Here is a 17956-nt window from a genome sequence, read left to right on the forward strand (position 1 = left end):
GAGGAACGAGCATGGCGACGGAAGACGACGACCGCCCGCGCAAGAAGATCACACATGAAATCGGACAGGATCTCTCACTGTTGTCGGTGGAGGAACTGACCGAGCGCGTCCTCCTGCTCAAGACCGAGATCGCAAGATTGGAAGAAGCGGCCACCAAGAAGCGCGCCTCGCGCGATGCGGCGGATAATTTCTTCAAGAAGTAGAGCCTGTCGTTTCTACTCCGGTGCGACGATGCGAATGGCGCGCGTTCCGATCGGCGCACCGGTCGCGCGGTCGATGGTGACAGCGTCGATTTCCGTTCCAGCCTCGGCGTCGAAGAACCGCGTGACATCTCTCCCCCCGCCGCGGTGCTTCTGTCCCCAGGCACCGAATGCGAACAGGACCGGCAGGAAGTCCACACCGGCGGCGGTCAAAACGTACTCGTCGCGCGGTGGCCGCTCCGAGTAGCGGCGTTTTTCCAGCAGCCCCTCTTCGGTCAAGGCGGCAAGCCGGCCCGTCAAAATGGTCGGAGCGATGCCCAGGCTTTTCCTGAATTCGTCGAACCGGCTGAGCCCCGCATGCGCGTCCCGCAGGATCAGGATGCTCCAGGCGTCTCCCAGCAGCGCGACGCACCGGGCGATCACGCATGGTTGATCCGACAGATCCATGTTAATATCATTTCGATAGTGACTAGATATCAAATCGATAGTAACACCGTCTCCGCCGTATGCCATCACAAAATGAAAGCGGAAACAGATGAGCAGGAAAACACGAGGCGTCGCACTGATCACCGGCGCTTCCTCGGGCATCGGGCTTGCGACGGCACGAGCGCTGCGGCGCGATGGCTTCCGGGTATTCGGAACCAGCCGGAAGCCGGCCGCCAACACGTCGGATGGGGTGACGATGCTGGTCTGCGACGTCACGGATGAGCCCTCGGTGCAGGCGGTGGTCGACGACGTCGAGATGGGGGACGCGCCCGAGGTGGTCGCCGACATGGTCGTGAAGGCGGCCACTGCGGCAACGCCCAGGCGGCGCTATACCGCGGGAAAGGTGGCAAGGCAGGTCAGCCTCATGCGGCGCTTCCTGCCGGAATCGTTCGTCGACAGGGGCCTTCGCAAATACAACCGGCTTCCGCTCGAACTGACGTCGCCGGTGCTGTCGACGTCTCCTGCCAGTCAGGCCGTTTAACGTTGGTGTCGAAGACGCCCGTGAACGCGCTTACGGCGCCGTACTGCGTCCGGGGCACGCAGGTGGCTCGGCCACTGACCGACATGGCTAACGAACCCTCAAAAAATTAGCTCGTTTACGGTCGATTAAGCTTTCGGGTTTATGACTGGAACTGTCCTCGTTTGGACACCGAGTGGCTCCTGTCCACTCTGTTTGACGCCTCCCTGTTATCAACTTTCAAAGCCGCCGGTCTCCGGCGGCTCTTTTTTTGCGCTTTCGCATCTCGTTGCGGTTGAATTCCCGGGAATGACCCGCGGAAACCATATCCGCGCTTGTCACTGGACTCGGCGTCCCGCCCGCGCAATGATTTGTTCATCATAAGCCGGCGCCAAAGCCGGATCGTCAAACAGTTGCGTAAGAGGCGTTAACCATGGAACGTTTGCAGGCCGACGGCGCTCTCGTTCAACTCAGCGAGCGGTTCACCAATTCTGCGGCGTTCGGCGTCCTGTTCCGCGAGGGCATGGACCTCGTCGAAGAGACCGCCGCCTATCTCGACGGCGACGGTCGTACCGAGGCCAAGGCGCTCGACCGTGCCGTCAGCCTCACCTACGCGACCGAGAGCATGCGTCTCACCACCCGCCTGATGCAGCTCGCCTCGTGGCTGCTGCTGCACCGCGCGGTGAAGGAAGGCGAGATGACGTTGAGCCAGGCCAATCGCGAGAAGACCAAGGTCAAGCTCAGCGCCGCCGATCCCGGCCCCGCCGACACCATCGAGAAGCTGCCCTCGCAGCTCCAGGACCTGATCCATCGCTCGATGAGCCTGCAGACCCGTGTGCGCCGCCTCGACACCACCATCCACACCCCGCCGGCCGAGCACGTCGCGATCGGCAATCCGCTGGTGCCGCACCTCAACGCGCTGAAGGCGGCGTTCGAGCGGTAGGTTCACAGCTGCCGTAGGGGCACGCTGCCGTAGGGTGGGCAAAGGCGCGTAGCGCCGTGCCCAGCATGCCTCACTTGGGACTACAACAAGGGTTTCGTGGGCACGCTTCCGCCTTCGCTCTTCGAGCTACGGCGGACAAGTCGCTTTGCCCTACGAGACCATCCGTGCATTGAATCCTGAACCGTCACCCTGAGGTGCGAGCTGAGCGAGCCTCGAAGGGCGAACGGCCCGGATGCATCTCGGCCGTTCATCCTTCGAGGCCTCCGCTTCGCTCCGGCACCTCAGGATGACGGGTCTGTCAGCAGCGCGACGGTTGCCCAAAACAAAAACGCCCCCGGTCTGCCGGGGGCGTTTTTCGTGTCCAGCCTTGCGGGCCGGATCAATCCTTTTTAAGGAAGCCCGAAAACTTCTTCTGGAAGCGCGAGACGCGGCCGCCGCGATCCATCAGCTGGGCGTTGCCGCCGGTCCAGGCCGGGTGCGACTTCGGGTCGATGTCGAGGTTCAACGTGTCGCCTTCCTTGCCCCAGGTCGAGCGGGTCAGGTACTCGGTTCCGTCGGTCATTACGACCTTAATTGTATGATAGTTCGGGTGAATTTCGGCTTTCATGGCAATTCCTCGGCGCCCCGGCGCCTTCTTGGGTGGCTAACGAATGACGGATTTGGGCGGCTCTATACCTCACGATATCAGGTAAAACAAGCTATCCCGGGCGGTGAACCGGGCTTCCCCCTAAGGGACATCCCGGATTTGCCACTCCCCTTGCACCGGCCTATTGGGAGCAAACGAATGCAATGGGTCGGATCTCATGAGCGCAGTGGAACGGCTTGATGACCAGTATGTCGATCAGCCCGGAATGAACTCCCAAGTGAATTCGGCCGACAGCCCCTCGATCGAAGCCGAGCTGATCGAAGCGCCGGCCAAGGGCCGCGCCAAGCTGCGGCCGTTGCTCGCGCTGGCGCCCTATGTCATCCGCTATCGCGGCCGCGCGGCGCTGGCCTTCGTCGCACTCACGGTGGCGGCACTGACCACGCTGCTGGTGCCCGTCGCGGTGCGCCGAATGATCGATTTCGGCTTGACGCCCGAGGGCATCGAGCTGATCAACAGCTACTTTTCAGTGATGCTCGCGGTGGTCGCCGTGCTCGCGCTCGCCAGCGCCGCGCGCTACTACCTCGTGATGACGATCGGCGAGCGCATCGTTGCCGACCTCAGGCGCGACGTCTTCGCTCATCTGCTCTCGCTCTCCCCCGCCTTCTTCGATTCCGCGCGCAGCGGCGAGCTGATCTCGCGGCTCACCGCCGATACCACCCAGCTCAAATCGGCCGTCGGCGCCTCCGTGTCGATCGCGCTGCGCAACCTGATGATGTTCCTGGGCGCCGCGGCGATGATGGTGATCACGAGCCCGAAGCTGTCGGGCTTCGTGCTGCTGGCCATCCCCTTGATCGTGCTGCCGCTGGTCGCTTTCGGACGCTGGGTGCGGCGGTTGTCGCGCAATGCGCAGGACACGCTCGCCGAGGCCTCGGCCTATGCGGGCGAGCTGGTTGGTGCGATCCGCACGGTGCAGGCCTATACCAGCGAGCCATTCGCCGAGAAGCGTTTCGGCGGCGATGTCGAGCAGGCCTATGAGGCGGCGCGCACCTCGACGCAGGCGCGCGCGGTGCTCACGGCTATCATCATCTTCATCGTGTTCGCAAGCGTGGTCGCGATCCTCTGGATCGGCTCGCATGACGTGCTCACCGGCGCGATTTCGCCGGGCCGCCTCGGTCAGTTCGTGCTTTACGCGGTGTTCGCCGCAGCCGGCCTCGGCCAGCTCAGCGAGGTCTGGGGCGAGGTCTCGGCGGCATCAGGTGCGGCCGAGCGCCTGTTCGAGATTTTGCATGTCGAGCCCGACATCAAGGCGCCCGTGTCCCCCCGCGCGCTGCCGGTGCCGGCACGCGGCGAGGTCGGTTTCGACCGGGTCAGCTTTGCCTATCCGGTGCGGCGCGATGTCAATGTGCTCGATGCCGTGTCATTCACGGTGCGCCCCGGCGAGAAGGTTGCGATCGTCGGTCCGTCCGGCGCCGGCAAGAGCACGATCTTTCACCTGTTGCTGCGCTTCTACGACCCGCGCAGCGGCGCGATCTCGCTCGACGGCGTGCCGGTCAAATCCGCCGATCCGCGCGATTTCCGCGGCCGTATCGCGCTGGTGCCGCAGGAATCCAACGTGTTCGCCGCAAGTGCCCGCGAGAACATCCGCTTCGGCCGGCCCGATGCGACCGACGCCGAGGTCGAGCGCGCCGCCGAGCTCGCGCATGCCGCCGAATTCATCCGCCGCCTGCCCGAAGGTTTCGATACCCCGCTCGGCGAGCGCGGCGTGACGCTGTCAGGCGGCCAGCGCCAGCGGATCGCGATCGCCCGCGCCATCCTGCGCGATGCGCCGCTCCTGCTGCTCGATGAAGCCACCTCCGCGCTCGACGCTGAAAGCGAGACGCTGGTGCAGACCGCGCTGGAAGAGCTGATGCGCCACCGCACCACGCTGGTGATCGCGCATCGCCTCGCCACCGTGCTCTCCTGCGACCGCATCCTGGTGATGGACCAGGGCAGGATCGTCGAGCAGGGCACGCATGCCGAGCTCGTGGCTGCGAACGGGCTTTATGCGAGGCTGGCGAGGCTGCAGTTCGAGGGGGCGTGAGGCGCTGCTATCGTCGCCTCACTCGCGACTGTGAGAGTGTTGCGAGTGCGTCCCACAATCTCGTCATTGCGAGCGCAGCGAAGCAATCCAGAGTGTCTCCGCAGAGAGACTCTGGATTGCTTCGTCGCAAGTGCTCCTCGCAATGACGTGTGGAGAGAGCTTCGCACTACAACTGCAAGAGCATCCCAGCGAGCTTACCGGCACTTCGGCGAGAGCGCCGGCACGTTCGGCCATGGCCAGTTCTTCCAGCTACCGTCCTCGCCGACGCAGGCCGATGACGCGGGGCTGCTGGTATCGAGTTGCGTCGCAAAGCGCTGGTCGACATAGGTCGTCGAAAAATATCCGGCGACGATGACGCCCAGAAAGACCGAGGAACCCTTGGCCAGATCGCGCAGCTTCATCGATCGTCTCCATCCGCTTGTCATCGCTGCTCCGGCACCAACGATTAGCAGACGTCCCTGGATCCCGGCGTGACAGGCCTCACGCCCGCCATGCCATCTTCAGCACCGGCCGCCCCGAGGTCGGGTTCACATCGTCGCCGGCAGGGACAAAGCCGTTGCGCTCGTAGAAGCGGATGGCGCGGCTGTTGTCCTTGTTGACGAGCAGCGTGATGCCTGATGGCGACAGGCGCTTGGCCTCTTCGACCAGCAGCTTTGCCGCATCCGATCCCCAATGATCGGGATCGACCACGAGCTGGTCGAGATAGCCTTCGCCATCGATCGTAACGAAACCGATCAGCGCGCCATTCAGTTCCGCCACCACGATCTGGGCCTTCGGCACCATGTCCTTGCGCCAGCGCTCGCGCCACCATTCCAGACGGGCCGCGAAGTCGATCTGCGGATAGGCCTGCTGCCAGGTGCGATGCCAGAGGTCGATCGAGGCTGCTTCGTCCTCGGGGCGATAGGGACGGAGGTGCAGCGCGCTCACTACCGCTCCGTCAGCTTCAGCTCGATGCGGCGATTGCGCTTGTAGGCCTCCTCAGTATTACCGGGATCGAGCGGCTGGAATTCGCCGAAGCCGGCGGCGACGAGGCGCTGGGCGGGCACGCCGAGCGAGATCAGATATTGCACCACCGAGATCGAGCGGGCCGCCGAAAGGTCCCAGTTCGACTTGAAGTTCGCGCCGCTCACCGGGCGCACATCGGTATGGCCGTCGACCCGCAGCACCCAAGGGATCTCGTTCGGGATCTTCTTGTCGAGCTCGATCAGCGCGGTCGCCAAGGTGTCGAGCTCGGCGCGCCCCTCGGGCAGGAGCATCGCCTGGCCGGTGTCGAAGAACACTTCGGACTGGAACACGAAGCGGTCGCCGACGATGCGGATGTCGGGCCGGTTGCCGAGGATGGTGCGCAGCCGGCCGAAGAACTCCGAGCGGTAGCGCGACAATTCCTGCACGCGCTGCGCCAGCGCGACGTTCAGGCGAGAACCGAGATCGGCGATCCGGTTCTGCGATTCCTTGTCGCGCTTCTCGCTCGCGTCGAGCGCTTCCTCCAGCGCCGCCAACTGCCGGCGCAGCGCGCTGATCTGCTGGTTCAGCACCTCGATCTGCGCCAGCGCCCGTGCCGAAACCGCCTTCTCCGAATCCAGCGCCTTGCCGAGCTCGGAGGACTTGCCTTGCGCGTCGTTGCCGGCGGCAGCTAAGCCGTCATAAAGGCCCTTGATGCGGTCGCGCTCGGTCTCCGCCGAAGCGAGGCCGGCTTTCAGTTGCGAGACCTGGTCGTCGAGCGTGAGCTTGCCGAGCTTCTCCAGCGACAACAGCTCGTTCAGCTGCGCGATCTTGGCATTGAGCTGCTCCAGCGCCTTGTCCTTGCCGGTGACCTCCTGCGACAGGAAGAACTGCACCACCAGGAACACCGACAGCAGGAACACGATCGACAGCACCAGTGTCGACAGTGCGTCGACGAAGCCGGGCCAGTAGTTGAAGGCGCCGTCGCTGCGGCGGCCGCGCGCTAGAGCCATTGTTGTCTCCGTTCCTTCGTGTCCCGGACGCGCTGCAGCGTGCAACGCTGCTGCGCAGAGCCGGGACCCAATATTGTCCCTGACGCTGTGCCCCGGCTCAGCGATGCATCACTGCGTGCTGCATCGCGTCCGGGGCACGATACCGTCTCAACTCTTTTCCGGCTGGCGGGCGATGCGTTCCAGCAGGCGCCGGATCTCGCGGTTCTGCTCGCCCTGGCCGTCGGCCCATTCGCGGATCATCTGCTGCTCGGTGCGCATGTGCGAGACCAGCGCCTGGATTGCTTCGGCAAGGCTTGCCATAGCCGCCGTGGTGCCGCGGCTGGCGCTGCCTTCCTCGAGCACGGAGCGCAGCCGTTCGACCACGGCCTGGAGCTCGCCGCTGGCGACCCCGCCGCCGCCGCCGCCGGAAGCGACCGCGACTTCGCCGCTGCCATATTCCCGCACCGTGGTGGCGAGCCAGTCTTCCAGGTCGGTGTAGAAGCGGTTCTGCGCCTGGCTCGATTGCAGATCGAGAAAGCCGAGGATCAGCGAGCCGGCGAGGCCGAACAGGGAGCTCGAGAACGAGATGCCCATGCCGCCGAGCGGGGCGGCAAGGCCCTCCTTCAGCGTGTCGAACAATGCGCCGGAATCGCCGCCGACCTTGAGCCCGTCGATCACCTTGCCGACCGAGCCGACAGTTTCGATCAGGCCCCAGAAGGTGCCGAGCAGGCCGAGGAAGACCAGCAGGCCGGTCATGTAGCGCGAGATGTCGCGGGCTTCATCCAGGCGGGTCGCGATCGAATCGAGCAGGTGCCGCATGGTGGTCTGGGTGATCGACATCCGCCCGGAGCGCTCGCCACCGAGGATCGCCGCCATCGGCGCCAGCAGTTTCGGGTGCCGCGCCGGCGCCAGGCCGGGATCGGCAACGCGGAAATTGTTGACCCAGGACACTTCAGGGTAGAGCCGGATGACCTGGCGGAAGGCCAGGATGATGCCGATGAACAGCACGCCGCCGATCAGGGCATTGAGCCCGGGATTGGCGAAGAAGGCCTGGATGATCTGCTTGTAGAGCACCACGCTGACCAGCGTGCACAGCACCAGAAAGACCAGCATCCGCACCAGGAAGACGCTGGGTGAGGACAGTTTGGTGTACTCGATATCCATGGTGGAGCGGGAAGTGCCAGGCGGCATGGCCGGTATCATCCATTACGAAAGCTTGCTTGCGTGCGCACTATGGCACAGCGCCAGCCCAAAAAAAGCGCCGGATCCGCCGATTTCGGGGATGGTTCGGGGAACCCCGAGCGGAAGCGGCGCTTTGATAGCCAGGTATCTGCAGAAGTTCGCCATTCGGGGGGCGCATGAGCGTCGTTTCCGCGATCATCGGGACTGCCGAACGTGTGCCGCTGCCGGACGTGGTGATCCGCGCCGCCATCCAGCGCCTGTGCTCCCGCAGCGCAACCCGCCTCGCCGCACATGACGCGGCCGCCGATGCCGCTTTCGCCGGTCGGATGATGCTGCGGCCGATCGCCGAGGATGCCGAGGCCGGGGGCGGCGAGGCGCCTGCTTCGTTCTTCGCTGACATGCTCGGCCCCAGCCGCAAATTTTCCTGCTGCTTCTACAAGACCGATGCGACCACCCTGCAGGAGGCGGAGGAGGAGGCGCTGCGCCAGACGGTCGAGCATGCCGGTCTCGCCGACGGCCAGACCATCCTCGAGCTCGGCTGCGGCTGGGGCTCGCTGTCGCTGTGGATGGCGCGACAATTTCCGCACGCACAGGTGACGGCGGTGTCGACCTCGCAGGCGCAGCGCGCCTATGTCGAGGAGCAGGCGCAGCGGCGCGGCTTGCTGAACCTGCGCGTGGTCACGGCGGACATGAACGTGTTCGCGCCCGACGGCCAATTCGACCGCATCGTCTCGGTCGAGATGTTCGAGCGGATGACGAACTGGCGCAAGCTGATGACGCGCCTGCGATCATGGCTCGCGCCCGAGGGGCGCTTCTTCATGCAAATCGTCACCCATCGCTCGGGCTCGCAGCTGTTCGACCGGCTCGATCGCGACGACTGGATCGCGCAGCACGTCTTCACGGGCGGGCTGATGCCGAGCCATCACCTCATTAGGCAATTCGACGACATCTTCGCGGTCGAGAAGGAATGGTGCTGGAGCGGCACGCATTATCAGCGCACCGCGAACGACTGGCTCGCCAATTTCGATACGCATCGGGACGCCATCGAGGCGTCGTTGCGCAAAGTCTATGGCGAACAGACCTGCCAGTGGATGCGGCGCTGGCGCTGGGTCCTGCTCGCGACATCGGGCCTGTTCGGCTATGCCGACGGGACCGAATGGGGCATCAGCCAGTACCGGATGAAGGCCGCCGGACCGGATTGACCTTTAAAGAAACCGTTAAGCGTCTTTCGTTGCGCGGACGGCACACGCCGGGTATTTCTTCGAGGAAACACGTTTCGATTGTTGTCTGATTGTTTCTGCTCACTTAACGGTCGCAGACGTCCTTCGTGAATCACACGACAAGAAATCCGCACCCTCGAACGGTGTGGACCCAATTGGAATAGTGCATGCGCGAATGCATCCGGGCTGCGACGATCCGACGACAAGATGATGACCGGCTCAACAGGAATCAGCTTCGGACCAGACTATCTCCCCTCAGCACCCGAATGTTTCGCTTGCTCCTGGCGAGCCTGTCGGCGGCGGCGCTGACGGCCGCCGCAACAGGATCGGCCTCGGCCCAGGCCAACTGGACCGGGGCGACCAGCAATGACTGGATAGTGGGGAGTAACTGGACGACCGGAGCCCCGCCCACTCCAGGTCAAACCATCAACATTGGTGTCGTGGGAGCACCGCCGATCAGAGAGACGGTCCTCGGCGTCGGCGGCCCGGTCAGCGTCTCGGTGGGGACTACGAACATTGGCAACAGCGGCGCAACGGCCGGCAATCTGACGATTCAGAACGGCAGCACGCTAACCAGCACCGCCTCAACCCGGATCGGGATTTCGGCCGGAAGTACGGGAATCGCGACCGTCACCGGACCGGGGTCGCGATGGAATATCCCCAGCGGTACATTTTTTGTCGGCTTTCTCGGCGCCGGCACGCTCAACATTCAAAACGGCGCGCAAGTCGTTACGGCAGTGGGCACGGTCTTGGGCAGCGGCGCCCCGTCTTCCGGCACCCTCAACATCAGTAGCGGTGGCATGCTGGAAACTCAGTCCTTGCGGGGTGGAGCCGGCGCGAGCCAAGCCAATTTCGACAATGCTATCCTGCGGGTAAACGCCAACAACGCGACCTTCATCAACGGATTTTCGGGCACCAAGCTCAACATTCTCGCGGGCGGGCTGACGATCGACACCGGTGCATTCACGATTGGCACCGATGCGACATCCGCCTTCACGGGTGTCGGTGGACTGACCAAGATCGGCACCGGCACGCTGAACCTGGCCGCCGCCAGCGCGTACACCGGCCAGACCGTGATCCAGGTGGGCATCCTGGCGCTCACCGGCGCGGGCGCCATCAGTAACTCGAGCCACGTCGTCGCGAACGGGACGTTTGATATTTCAGGCTTGGCCGCCGCCGGCACCAGCATTCAGAGCCTCGCTGGCAGCGGCGCCGTGACCCTGGGCGCAAAGAGCCTGACGATCACTAATGCAAACGACACGTTCGCCGGCGTGATCGGTGGCACAGGCTCCGTGACGCTGACCGGCGGCACGCAGACGCTGTCCGGCGCGAATGCCTACACCGGTGTGACCAATGTCAACGGCGGCATCCTGCGCGCCGGAGCCGCGAATACGTTCAGCGCGGCTTCGGCTTTCAACGTCGCCTCCGGCGGCACGCTCGATCTTGCCGGCTTCAATCAAACGCTGGCCTCGCTCGACAACGCCGGCACCGTCACCCTCGGCGGCGCGCCGGGAACCACGCTGACCGTGGCTGGCAATTATGTCGGCAATGGCGGCATCGTGCAGCTCAACAGCCGGCTCGGCGGCGACGGCTCTCAGACCGATCTGTTGCGAGTGCAGGGAAGCACGTCCGGCGCGTCGTCGCTGCGCGTCACCAATGTCGGCGGCACCGGCGCGCAGACCGTCGAAGGCATCAAGGTGATCGATGTGGTCGGCGCGTCCAACGGCAGCTTTTCGCTTCTGGGCAGCTACGTGTTCCACGGCGAGCAGGCGGTGGTCGGCGGCGCCTATGCCTACACGTTGCAGAAGAACGGCATCGCTAGCCCAGCCGACGGCGATTGGTATCTGCGCTCGAGCCTGCTCGATCCGCCGGTCACGCCGCCTCGTGGTCCGCTCTATCTATGCGCAAGTGCTGCTCGGCTTGAACGTGCTGCCGACGCTGCAGCAGCGCGTCGGCAACCGCTATTGGGGCGGCAGCGATGCGATGGCGCGCGCCGGTGTCGCGCCGGTATCGGGCGCGGCTTCGCCAGCGCCCACGGCGTTCTGGGGTCGCATCGAAGGCGGGCATTCCGACTTGCAACCCTCCAATACCACGGGGTCGACGTACAAAGCCGACCATTTGAAAGTGCAGACGGGACTCGATGGCCTTGTGCTGGAGAACGAAGGCGGTCGGCTGCTTGTCGGCCTCACTGCTCAATATGGCCTGACCACCGCCAATGTTGCTTCGTTCTTCGGCAATGGTCGTATCCGCGTCGAGGGAACGGGCGTGGGCAGCACGGTGACGTGGTATGGCGACAACGGCTTCTATGTCGACGGTCAGGCGCAGTCGATGTTCTACCGCAGCGATCTGTCCTCCGTGTTGGCCGGCAGCCTGACGCACGGCAATGAAGGGTTCGGCTATGCCTTCAGTGCTGAAACCGGCAAGCGGATCGGCGTCGGCAACGGCTGGTCGCTGACGCCGCAGGCGCAGCTTGCCTATTCGAGGGTCGCTTTCGACAGCTTTGCCGATCGGTTCGGCGCGCCCGTATCGTTGCGTGATGGTGACAGCCTGCTCGGCCGCGCCGGTCTTGCGCTCAACCATCAGAGGACCTGGAACGACGGCACGGGTATCGTGCGATCCGATGTCTACGGGATCGCCAATCTGCGTTACGAATTCCTCAACGGCACCACCGTCGATGTCGCGGGCACCAGCTTCGCCAATGCGCAAGATCGGCTGTGGGGCAGCATCGGCGGCGGCGGTACCTACAGTTGGGCTAACGGGCGCTACGCAATCTTCGGCGAGCTCTCCTACAATGCGAGCCTCAACAACGGCTCCGACAACCGCAACTACAAGGGCACCGGGGGCTTCCGCTTGACGTGGTAAAGCATGGGCTTGCAGCGGAGCGTTATGCCCGATGGAACCAAGCGCGCCGATGCTGGCCGCAATGATTCAAGTTGATTATCGGTCTCGTTGCGCTGTTCCGTCGCAGCACGCAGCGATGGAACCCCGATTCACGATCAAGTGACACGGCAAAAGCCCTCTAAACTCAATGTCATACGCTGTGTGACAATGAGCCGCCCGCTTCATGCGTTGCATCGCAGCAGATGCATTCTATTTTGGCGGCATCAGCCGCGTGCAAAACGGCCCAGAACGGGCCTCGCGCGGAGCGTGATCAGTTTCAACAATATCGGGGCACCCCACTTCATGTCAGGACTTCGTGCGCGATCGGCATGCGTTGCAATGATGCTCGCGGCCCTAGCGCCGCTGCTCGCGGGCTGTGACGAGTCCAGCTCCGCCGTGTCCGCCGCTCCGCCGGCCCACCCTGACGTCAGCATCGTGATCGTCAAGCCGCAGTCACGCGCCGTGGTGCGCGAGCTGCCGGGCCGCATCGCGCCGACGCGGGTCTCCGAGGTGCGGCCGCGCGTCTCCGGCATCGTGGTCGAGCGTCTGTTCCGCCAGGGCAGCGAGGTGAAGGCGGGCGATCCGCTCTACCGCATCGATCCGCGCCCGTTCGAGGTCGAGGTGATGGCAAACGAAGCTGCGCTCGCCAAGGCGGAGGCCGCGTTGATGCAGGCGAAGCAGCAGGCGCACCGTATCGCTACCCTCACCAAGGATCGCGCTGCTCCGGAAGCCGAGAACGAGAAGGCGATTGCGGCCGAACGCCAGGCCCATGCCGAGGTCGAAGGTCGCAAGGCCGACCTGTCGCGGGCAAGACTCAATCTCGACTATGCCACCGTGCGCGCGCCGATTGACGGCGTGGTCGGCGCGGCCCTTGTCAGCGAGGGCGCCCTCGCGGTGCAGAACGAGACCAATCTCGCCACCATCCAGCAACTCGATCCAATCTATGCCGACTTTACGCAGTCGGTGAACGAGCTCAACCAGCTCCGCCGCGCCTTCGAGACCGGCGACCTCGAGCGCATCGCCTCCGATGCTGCCAAGGTGCGCCTGGTGCTCGACGACAACACCATCTATTCGCTCGACGGCAAGCTGCTGTTCTCCGATGCCAAGGTCGACGCCCACACCGGACAGGTGACGCTGCGCGGCGAGTTCCCCAATCCCAAGCGCGAACTACTGCCGGGCATGTATGTCCGCGTCCGCATCGACCAGGGTCTCGATTCCGATGCGATCGCGGTCCCGCAGCAGGCGATCCAGCGCAATGGCGGTGGCGGCAGCGAAGTGTTCGTCGTCAAGGATGACAACCACATCGCGGTGCAGGCAGTACGCACAGGGTCTGTGCAGGACGGAGTCTGGTTCATCACTGAAGGCCTGAAGGCCGGCGACAAGGTCGTGGTCGAAGGGTTCCAGAAGTTCGCGGCCGGCGACAAGGTCAAGCCGCAATCCTGGTCGGAAGCGGACGCGACCGCCGACAACCGGCACGCGCAGAAGCTCACGCGGTAACGCACTATGGCGAGCTTCTTCATCGACAGGCCAATCTTCGCCTGGGTGGTCGCGCTGTTCATCTGCTTGATCGGCGCGATCGCCGTGCCGCTGCTGCCGATCGCGCAATATCCGATCATCGCGCCGCCCTCGATCTCGATCTCGACCAGCTATCCCGGCGCCTCGCCCGAAAACCTCTACAACAGCGTCACGCGGCTGATCGAAGAGGAGCTCAACGGCGCTGCCAACATCCTCAACTTCGAATCGACCAGCGACTCGCTCGGCCAAGTCGAGATCATCGCCAACTTCCAGCCGGGCACCGATACCAGCGCCGCCTCGGTCGAGGTGCAGAACCGTATCAAGCGCGTCGAGGCGCGCCTGCCGCGCGCGGTGATGCAGCAGGGCATCCTGATCGAGGAAGCCTCCAGCGCGGTGCTGCAGATCATCACGCTGAACTCGACCGATGGCAGCCTCGACGAGGTCGGCCTCGGCGACTTCATGATCCGCAACGTGCTGGGCGAGGTCCGCCGCATTCCCGGCGTGGGCCGCGCCACGCTGTACTCGACCGAGCGCAGCTTGCGCGTCTGGGTCGATCCGGCCAAGCTCGTCGGCTACGGGCTGACCGCCGACGACGTCAACAAGGCCATTGCCGCGCAGAACGCGCAGGTGGCTTCGGGCAGCATCGGCGCCGAGCCGTCGACGTCGAACCAGCGCACCTCCGCTCTGGTGCTGGTCAAAGGCCAGCTCTCTTCGCCGGATGAATTCGGTGCCATCATCCTGCGCGCCAATGCCGACGGTTCGACCGTGCGCTTGCGCGACGTCGCGCGCGTCGAGGTCGGTGGTCTCAGCTACCAGTTCAACACGCGGCTCGACGGCAAGCCGACCGCGGGTCTGTCCGTCTTGATGTCGCCGACCGGCAACGCGCTGGCGACCGCGAGCGCGGTCGAAGAGAAGATGAAGGAGCTGTCGCGCTTCTTCCCGGCCAACATCTCCTACGAGATCCCCTACAACATCACGCCCGTGGTCGAGGCCTCGATCAAGAAGGTGCTGACGACGCTGGTCGAAGCCGTGGTGCTGGTGTTCGTGGTGATGTTCCTGTTCCTCCAGAACATCCGCTATACCATCATCCCGACCATCGTGGTGCCCGTGGCGCTTCTGGGCGCCTGCACCACGCTTCTGCTCGCCGGCTACTCCATCAACATGCTCTCGATGTTCGGCATGGTGCTCGCGGTCGGCATCCTCGTCGACGACGCCATCGTCGTGGTCGAGAACGTCGAGCGCATCATGTCCGAGGAGGGCCTGCCGCCGAAGGAAGCGACGCGCAAGGCGATGTCGCAGATATCCGGCGCCATCATCGGCATCACGCTGGTGCTGATGGCAGTGTTCGTGCCGATGGCATTCTTCCCGGGATCGGTCGGCATCATCTATCGCCAGTTCTCGGTGACCATGGTCGCCGCGATCGGCTTCTCCGCCTTCCTTGCGCTGTCGTTGACACCGGCGCTGTGCGCGACCCTGCTCAAGCCCGTCGCGGCCGGTCACGGTCACGCGAAGAAGGGCGTGTTCGGCTGGTTCAACCGCATGCTCGAAGGCGTCAAGGAACGCTATTCGCGCACCGTCGGCTTCTCGCTGAACCGCACCGGCCGCCTGATGCTGGTCTATGTCGCGCTGCTGGTCGGCCTGTCCTGGGCCTTCGTCAATCTGCCTGGCGGCTTCCTGCCCGTCGACGATCAGGGCTTCATCACCACCGACGTGCAGACGCCGTCGGATTCGTCCTATGCCCGCACCGAGGCCGTGATCGAGAAGGTGGAAAAATACCTTGCCGCACGGCCGGGTGTCGACAACGTCACCTTCCTCACCGGCTTCAGCTTCTCCGGCCAGGGCATGAACACCGCGCAGGCCTTCATCACCTTGAAGGACTGGTCGGAGCGCGGGCCGAAGGATTCCGCTTCAGCGATCGTCAACGACGTCAACCGCGACCTGGGCTCGTCGATCCGCGACGCAAAAATCTCGGCGCTGCAGCCGCCGCCGATCGACAATCTCGGCAACTCCTCGGGCTTCTCGTTCCGCCTCCAGGATCGTGGCCAGAAGGGCTATCAGCAATTGATGCGCGCCGCGGATCAACTGATCGCGGAAGCCAATGCGAGCCCGGTGCTGCAGAAGGTCTATATCGAGGGCCTGCCCGAGGCGGGCGTGGTCAATCTCATGATCGACCGCGAGAAGGCCGGCGCCTTCGGCGTCACCTTCGAGGACATCAACAACACGATCTCGACCAATCTCGGCTCGAACTACATCAACGACTTCCCGAACCGCGGCCGCATGCAGCGCGTCGTGGTGCAGGCCGACGCCCGCGACCGCATGCGGACCGAGGACATCCTCAACTACAACGTCAAGAACAGCCGCGGCCAGCTGGTGCCGTTCTCGTCCTTTGCCACGGTGGAATGGGCGCGCGGGCCGACGCAGATCGCTGGCTTCAACTATTATCCGGCGGTGCGCATCTCCGGTGAGGCGAAGCCCGGCTTCACCTCGGGCGACGCCATCGCCGAGATGGAGCGGCTCGCCGGCAGGCTGCCGCGCGGCTTCGGCTATGAATGGACCGGGCAGTCGCTCCAGGAGAAGCTCTCGGGCTCGCAGGCGCCGTTCCTGCTGGCGCTGTCGGTGTTCGTGGTGTTCCTGTGTCTCGCCGCACTCTATGAAAGCTGGACCATTCCGCTCGCGGTGCTGCTCACCGTGCCGCTGGGTATCGTCGGCGCGGTCGTCGCCGCGACGCTGCGGAGCCTGCCCAACGACGTCTACTTCACCGTCGGCCTGATCACGATCATCGGCCTCGCGGCAAAGGACGCGATCCTGATCATCGAATTCGCGAAGGACTTGCGCAAGGAAGGCAAGCCGCTGGTGGAAGCCACCATCGAGGCCTGCCGCCTGCGCTTCCGCCCGATCCTGATGACCGGTCTCGCCTTCATCTGCGGCGTGCTGCCAATGGCCATCGCGCACGGCGCAGGCGGCGCCAGCCAGCAGGCGCTCGGCAGCGTCGTGATGGGCGGCATGATAGCGGTGGTGATCCTGGCGCTCTTGATGGTGCCGGTATTCTTCGTCTCGGTGCAGCGCGTGCTGGCGGGGGATCGGGAGCCGAAGGCGGCGAAGGAAGGCGAGGCTTATGGGCCGCCGGCGCCGGCAAGGACCGGCCACTGAAGGCGGGATCGGTGCTGATTGCTTCAGAACTGATGCCACGCCGCGCGACGACAGACGGGTGTTCGCTTGCTTTCTCGGAGGTGTCGATCCAGACTGCATCCCTGGATTGAACGAATGTGTATTCTGCGGCTTACTGCGAATGCACACGCAGCCCGCCGACTGAGAGCACGTGATGCGTCCGACCGAAATTGCGATCTCGAACTATCGCTCCATTCGTCGGCTCTCCATACCAATCCACCCCTTGTCCGTGTTTGTTGGCGAGAATGGTGTCGGCAAATCCAATCTCTACAAGTCCTTGTCGCTGTTGCGCGACGCCGCGACCGGGCGGATCACGCGCACGATCGCCGACGAAGGCGGATTGAATTCAGTCTGCTGGTCCGGCACTCGCAAGCGCGGCGAAGATGGGCGATTGCGGTTGTCGGCCAAGTTCGACCGTCTCAAATATTCCATTGAGATCGGATTTCCCGCCCCGCTTGCGGCGGCGTTTTCCGGCGAGCCGATGATCAAGTCCGAAGGTATCGAGGCGACGCAGGGTAAGCGAACGGTTCAACTGATGGAGCGGAAAAACTCGCTCGTCAGCGTCCGCGGCGAGAGCGGCGCATGGAGCAGCCACAAAGATGCGGTGCTGCCGTCCGAGACGGCGCTTGCGGGTTTTTCCGATGGCAAGGACTGTCCCGAAATCGACTTGATCAGAAACGCGATGCTGGGCTGGCGATTCTATCATGACTTTCGCACCGATCCGGCATCACCGATACGAAAGCCGTGTCTGGCGATCACGACGCCCTCGCTCAGTGCCGATGGAAGCGATTTAGCTGCGGCCCTGGCGACGCTTTATACAATTCGGGAGGACGCCACCGACCTGCAGGACGCAATCCAGGATGCATTTCCGGGCGCCGAACTCCGCGCATGGGAAGAAAGCGGTTCGTGCGAATTCGATCTGCAGCTGGAGGATATGCCGCGGCCGTTTAGGGCTCATGAACTATCCGATGGGACGCTGAAATATATTTGTCTGCTCGCGGTGTTCATGGGCTATCGGCTTCCGCCGTTCATCGCGCTGAACGAACCCGAGACCAGCCTGCATCCATCGCTGCTAGCGCCATTGGCCCGGCTGATCGCCAAGGCATCAAGCCGGGCCGACATCTGGATCGTCACCCATTCGGAACAGTTGATGGAGGCATTGCGGAGCGAGAGCTCTGTCCCGCTTCGCCGCGTCATCAAGTCGAAAGGCGCCACGGCTATCGAGGGCCTGACCCTTGGCGGCGAATATCGGGACGAGGAGGCCGACGATGACGACTCTTAGCCGCTGCTGATCGAGCCGTCGTG

14 protein-coding genes and 1 pseudogene are annotated in these 17956 nt (G+C 64.2%); 9 read left to right on the forward strand and 6 right to left on the reverse strand.

All coding sequences use genetic code 11. From position 1 onward, the window contains the following. The first annotated feature begins 11 nt into the window (after positions 1–11). Positions 12–203 carry a DUF1192 domain-containing protein gene (locus IVA81_RS28430; protein ID WP_247324140.1) on the forward strand — a complete coding sequence of 64 codons (192 nt, stop codon included), beginning with the start codon at positions 12–14 and terminating at the stop codon, positions 201–203. Positions 204–215: 12 nt separating this feature from the next. Here the strand turns inward: IVA81_RS28430 and IVA81_RS28435 are convergent, their stop codons facing one another. After that, entirely contained in the window at positions 216–647 is a 432-nt protein-coding gene (locus IVA81_RS28435) for a helix-turn-helix domain-containing protein (RefSeq protein ID WP_247324142.1), read from the reverse strand. 88 nt (positions 648–735) lie between these two features. Between IVA81_RS28435 and IVA81_RS28440 the strand changes: the two genes are divergently transcribed. Then, positions 736–1167: an SDR family NAD(P)-dependent oxidoreductase gene (locus IVA81_RS28440; RefSeq protein ID WP_247324143.1), complete on the forward strand. Its 432-nt coding sequence runs from the start codon at positions 736–738 to the stop codon at positions 1165–1167. A 409-nt stretch (positions 1168–1576) separates the two neighbouring features. Then, a complete protein-coding gene (locus IVA81_RS28445) occupies positions 1577–2086 on the forward strand; it encodes a DUF1465 family protein (RefSeq protein ID WP_246931258.1) in 510 nt (169 codons plus the stop codon). A 379-nt stretch (positions 2087–2465) separates the two neighbouring features. Here the strand turns inward: IVA81_RS28445 and rpmE are convergent, their stop codons facing one another. After that, positions 2466–2693 (reverse strand): 50S ribosomal protein L31, encoded by a 228-nt coding sequence (rpmE, locus tag IVA81_RS28450; RefSeq protein ID WP_007599895.1) that lies wholly within the window; start codon positions 2691–2693, stop codon positions 2466–2468. Positions 2694–2889: 196 nt separating this feature from the next. Here rpmE and IVA81_RS28455 point away from each other — a divergent pair, with 196 nt between their 5' ends. After that, positions 2890–4752 (forward strand): ABC transporter ATP-binding protein/permease, encoded by a 1863-nt coding sequence (locus IVA81_RS28455; protein WP_247324144.1) that lies wholly within the window; start codon positions 2890–2892, stop codon positions 4750–4752. 194 nt (positions 4753–4946) lie between these two features. Here IVA81_RS28455 and IVA81_RS28460 read toward each other — a convergent pair whose 3' ends face one another. The 4 genes from IVA81_RS28460 to IVA81_RS28475 all read right to left on the reverse strand — a co-directional run bounded on the left by IVA81_RS28460 (position 4947) and on the right by IVA81_RS28475 (position 7877). Then, positions 4947–5153, reverse strand: coding sequence for a hypothetical protein (locus tag IVA81_RS28460; protein WP_247324145.1), 207 nt, complete (start codon positions 5151–5153; stop codon positions 4947–4949). A 79-nt stretch (positions 5154–5232) separates the two neighbouring features. Next, entirely contained in the window at positions 5233–5679 is a 447-nt protein-coding gene (locus IVA81_RS28465; RefSeq protein WP_247324147.1) for a GNAT family N-acetyltransferase, read from the reverse strand. Next, the gene (locus IVA81_RS28470; protein WP_247324148.1) at positions 5679–6707 is read right to left on the reverse strand and encodes a peptidoglycan -binding protein; all 1029 of its coding nucleotides are present in this window, start codon (positions 6705–6707) and stop codon (positions 5679–5681) included. Before IVA81_RS28470 ends, IVA81_RS28465 begins: the two co-directional genes overlap by 1 nt. 147 nt (positions 6708–6854) lie before the next feature. Next, complete coding sequence (locus tag IVA81_RS28475) at positions 6855–7877, reverse strand: flagellar motor protein MotA (protein ID WP_247324149.1); 1023 nt, start codon at positions 7875–7877, stop codon at positions 6855–6857. A 167-nt stretch (positions 7878–8044) separates the two neighbouring features. On the opposite strand from IVA81_RS28475, the gene IVA81_RS28480 reads away from it, so the two are divergent. The 5 genes and pseudogenes from IVA81_RS28480 (at position 8045) to IVA81_RS28500 (ending at position 17933) form a co-directional block, all read left to right on the forward strand. After that, a complete protein-coding gene (locus IVA81_RS28480) occupies positions 8045–9070 on the forward strand; it encodes a cyclopropane-fatty-acyl-phospholipid synthase family protein (protein WP_247324150.1) in 1026 nt (341 codons plus the stop codon). 284 nt (positions 9071–9354) lie between these two features. Then, positions 9355–11950 (forward strand): annotated as a pseudogene (locus IVA81_RS28485) (autotransporter outer membrane beta-barrel domain-containing protein). A 321-nt stretch (positions 11951–12271) separates the two neighbouring features. Further along, entirely contained in the window at positions 12272–13465 is a 1194-nt protein-coding gene (locus IVA81_RS28490) for an efflux RND transporter periplasmic adaptor subunit (protein ID WP_247324151.1), read from the forward strand. Between the two features lie 6 nt (positions 13466–13471). Continuing rightward, on the forward strand, positions 13472–16633 hold the full coding sequence (locus tag IVA81_RS28495) for a multidrug efflux RND transporter permease subunit (protein ID WP_247324152.1): 3162 nt from the start codon (positions 13472–13474) through the stop codon (positions 16631–16633). A gap of 172 nt (positions 16634–16805) precedes the next feature. Continuing rightward, positions 16806–17933: an AAA family ATPase gene (locus tag IVA81_RS28500; RefSeq protein WP_247324153.1), complete on the forward strand. Its 1128-nt coding sequence runs from the start codon at positions 16806–16808 to the stop codon at positions 17931–17933. Positions 17934–17956 lie beyond the last annotated feature (23 nt).

It is taken from the genome of Bradyrhizobium sp. 141 (assembly GCF_023074055.1).
Classification (GTDB): Bacteria; Pseudomonadota; Alphaproteobacteria; order Rhizobiales; family Xanthobacteraceae; genus Bradyrhizobium.

Excerpts from the sequence above, each read along its gene's own strand:
- IVA81_RS28430 (WP_247324140.1), top strand. The coding sequence starts at position 12 with ATGGCGACGGAAGACGACGACCGCCCGCGCAAGAAGATCACACATGAA.
- IVA81_RS28435 (WP_247324142.1), bottom strand. The coding sequence starts at position 647 with ATGGATCTGTCGGATCAACCATGCGTGATCGCCCGGTGCGTCGCGCTG.
- IVA81_RS28440 (WP_247324143.1), top strand. The coding sequence starts at position 736 with ATGAGCAGGAAAACACGAGGCGTCGCACTGATCACCGGCGCTTCCTCG.
- IVA81_RS28445 (WP_246931258.1), top strand. The coding sequence starts at position 1,577 with ATGGAACGTTTGCAGGCCGACGGCGCTCTCGTTCAACTCAGCGAGCGG.
- rpmE (WP_007599895.1), bottom strand. The coding sequence starts at position 2,693 with ATGAAAGCCGAAATTCACCCGAACTATCATACAATTAAGGTCGTAATG.
- IVA81_RS28455 (WP_247324144.1), top strand. The coding sequence starts at position 2,890 with ATGAGCGCAGTGGAACGGCTTGATGACCAGTATGTCGATCAGCCCGGA.
- IVA81_RS28460 (WP_247324145.1), bottom strand. The coding sequence starts at position 5,153 with ATGAAGCTGCGCGATCTGGCCAAGGGTTCCTCGGTCTTTCTGGGCGTC.
- IVA81_RS28470 (WP_247324148.1), bottom strand. The coding sequence starts at position 6,707 with ATGGCTCTAGCGCGCGGCCGCCGCAGCGACGGCGCCTTCAACTACTGG.
- IVA81_RS28475 (WP_247324149.1), bottom strand. The coding sequence starts at position 7,877 with ATGCCGCCTGGCACTTCCCGCTCCACCATGGATATCGAGTACACCAAA.
- IVA81_RS28480 (WP_247324150.1), top strand. The coding sequence starts at position 8,045 with ATGAGCGTCGTTTCCGCGATCATCGGGACTGCCGAACGTGTGCCGCTG.
- IVA81_RS28490 (WP_247324151.1), top strand. The coding sequence starts at position 12,272 with ATGTCAGGACTTCGTGCGCGATCGGCATGCGTTGCAATGATGCTCGCG.
- IVA81_RS28495 (WP_247324152.1), top strand. The coding sequence starts at position 13,472 with ATGGCGAGCTTCTTCATCGACAGGCCAATCTTCGCCTGGGTGGTCGCG.
- IVA81_RS28500 (WP_247324153.1), top strand. The coding sequence starts at position 16,806 with ATGCGTCCGACCGAAATTGCGATCTCGAACTATCGCTCCATTCGTCGG.